Here is a 243-nt window from a genome sequence, read left to right as displayed (position 1 = left end):
TATGCACCAACAGCTGCGATTGAACCCCAACCACCAGCGTACTTCAGACCGCCAACGATGTGCGGCGTGTAGTCGTTCAGCGTTACGTCAACGTCGGAGTCACCGTTGCCGCCTTCTTCGAGCGACAAGATGGCCGAGAAGCCGTTGCCGCCGGTGAAGGTGTAGCTGATGAGGTTGGTGCGGTAGCCGCCAGCAGCAACCACGTCGTCGTTGATGATGTCGCCGAGGTAACCGGTGAAGGTG

The 243-nt window shown here is 59.3% G+C and carries 1 protein-coding gene; it reads right to left on the bottom strand.

What is annotated here, in order from left to right; genetic code table 11:
• A partial coding sequence (locus tag F9K94_RS24310; RefSeq protein WP_192799587.1) for a porin occupies window positions 1-243 on the bottom strand: 243 nt, incomplete at both ends.

Source organism: Brucella tritici (assembly GCF_008932285.1).
Classification (GTDB): Bacteria; Pseudomonadota; Alphaproteobacteria; order Rhizobiales; family Rhizobiaceae; genus Brucella; species Brucella tritici.
This window is presented reverse-complemented; position numbering and strand designations above follow the sequence as displayed.